Here is a 2310-nt window from a genome sequence, read left to right on the forward strand (position 1 = left end):
GGTTGCGGACCTTGTAGGCGCGCCGGTAGACGCGCTGGAAAGCCACGTCCTGGTCGGCCGGCGCGCGGTAGTCGGCGAGGAAGCGGTCGATGGTCGCGCGCAGGGTGCTGGCATCGCGGCGCACGTACCAGGCCATGTCGGCGCGATTGTCCAGCACCAGGTGGCGGTCGACGCGCAGCTTCGGCAGCACCTTGGCCCAGCGTTCGGCGATGGGCTGCTCGACCACGGTGAAGCCGAGGATGCCTGCCTGGACCATTTCCATCACATCCTCGACGGCCAGGGAAGCGTCCAGCTTTTCGATCCGGATCGGTGCCATGCGGCGTTGCGCCAGGCGCTGGTTGACCAGTTCGATGGCGCCCTCGGCGGCGCTGCCGGCCGGCAGCGGGATGGTCCGCCCGGACAACTGCTCCAGGCGCGTGTAGCGCCGGTTGCCCTTGCGCGCCACCAGCACCAGCGGCACATCGGCGCGCACCGGTGCGCTCGGGCTGACCTGCAGGCCGTCGTGCGCCGGCAGCAGTTCGCCGGGGGCGACCAGGTCGCCTTCGCCACGCTGCAGGGCGGCAAGCAACTGGTCCTTGGGCTTGGGTATGAGCTTGAGGGTGAGGTTCCGCGCGGACGGCGAGCGGCTGTTGAGGTATTGCTCGAAGGCGCGCAGGCGACGGTACTCGACGCCAATCGGCTCGCCCTTCACCTCACCCGAGCTGTTGCGGCTCTGGTTGACCAGCACCTTGAGCACGCCAGCGCGGCGGATGCTCGCCAGGTCGCGGGTCTCCGGCTGTTCCTTGTGCCAGTTGTCCGGCTGGCCGGTGATGCGCGCAGCCGCCGGCAAGGGTGCGAGCACCAGCAGGCAAAGCGAAAGCAGCAACAGACGCGTCATCCAGGTCTCCAGAGGCCAGGCTCGATGTCCCTCTCCGGGGGACCGGATCAATCAGAGCATGGCAGTCTTGGCAAGTTCCTCTCCGACAGCGGCTGCAAACGGAGGCATTGGGTAGATAATCCGGGCGCCGAAGAACCCGATCTGCGATTATAACGGATTGTTCTACAAGCGGTTTGCCACCCATCCCCCGGCGGGTCCGGCGCGATCGAGGGGGCGCCGCCTCGCTGCGAATTCCAGGAAGGCACCATGCAACTCATCGATATCGGCGTCAATCTGACCCACGCCAGCTTCGCCCCGGAACGTGAAGCACTGCTCGCCCGCGCGCGCGCCGCCGGGGTGGTGCAGATGGTGATCACCGGCACCAGCCTGGCCGACAGCGAACAGGCGCTGCAGCTTTGCGGCGAACTCGACGAGGGCGGCCGGCTGTTTACCACCGCCGGCGTCCACCCCCACGAGGCCAGCCACTGGAACGCCGACACCGCTCGCGGCCTGCGCGCCCTGTTCGACGACCAGCGGGTACGCGCGGTGGGCGAATGCGGTCTCGACTTCAATCGCGACTTCTCTCCCCGTCCGGCCCAGGAAAAGGCCCTGGAGGAACAACTGGCACTGGCCGTCGAGCTACAGCGTCCGGTGTTCCTCCACGAACGCGACGCCAGCGAGCGCCTGCTGGCGATCCTGCGCGACTTCCGCGATCGCCTGCCGGCCGCCGTCGTACACTGTTTCACCGGCGAGCGCCGGGCGCTGTATGGCTACCTCGACCTCGACCTGCACATCGGCATCACCGGCTGGATCAACGACGAGCGCCGCGGCACCCACCTGCATGATCTGGTAGGCGAGATCCCGGTCGGCCGTCTCATGCTGGAAAGCGACGCGCCCTACCTGCTGCCGCGCAGCCTGCGGCCGAAGCCGAAGAACGGGCGCAACGAGCCGGCCTACCTGGTCGAGGTGCTCGACTGCGTGGCCCGCCATCGCGGCGAGAGCGCGGAGCGCCTGGCCGCTCACACCAGCGCCGCGGCGCGGGCGTTCTTCGGCCTGCCGACGATCGACTGAGATCGCCCTCAAGCTCCCGGCGGATCGGCCGCTAAGCTGACGAACGGTCTCGTTGACCCGCATCAACGATTGCCCCTTACTCAGCTTTCAAGATAATGGCGCCTTGCCATTAGCTTGCCGATAAGAAGAAATCCCCCTATGGGCACCTGGATCAGCGACATTCCACTGAAATACAAGTTCTGGGCCGTCAACGCGGTGGCCTTCTTCACCACCCTGCTGCTGGTGTTGTTCGCCATGCAGCAGGAAGCCGCCGGGCGCAACGCTTCCGCCCAGCGCGCCGCCGCCGCCGAGGGCGAGCTGGTTCAGAGCTGGCCGGCCGGCAGCGCCCTGCCCGCCCGCAGCAACCTACTGCCGCTGGAACAGGCCGCGAGCCTGGGCGGCAC

The 2310-nt window shown here is 67.9% G+C and carries 1 protein-coding gene and 2 pseudogenes; 2 read left to right on the forward strand and 1 reads right to left on the reverse strand.

The annotated features are described in order from the left end of the window. Window positions 1–877, reverse strand: a pseudogene (locus FFS27_RS31870) (transporter substrate-binding domain-containing protein); the annotation flags it as partial. 246 nt (window positions 878–1123) lie between these two features. On the opposite strand from FFS27_RS31870, the gene FFS27_RS31875 reads away from it, so the two are divergent. Then, complete coding sequence (locus FFS27_RS31875) at window positions 1124–1927, forward strand: TatD family hydrolase (protein ID WP_003090961.1); 804 nt, start codon at window positions 1124–1126, stop codon at window positions 1925–1927. A gap of 138 nt (window positions 1928–2065) precedes the next feature. Then, window positions 2066–2310 (forward strand): annotated as a pseudogene (locus FFS27_RS31880) (methyl-accepting chemotaxis protein); the annotation flags it as partial.

This window comes from Pseudomonas sp. 2VD, assembly GCF_005503585.1.
GTDB lineage: Bacteria > Pseudomonadota > Gammaproteobacteria > Pseudomonadales > Pseudomonadaceae > Pseudomonas > Pseudomonas aeruginosa.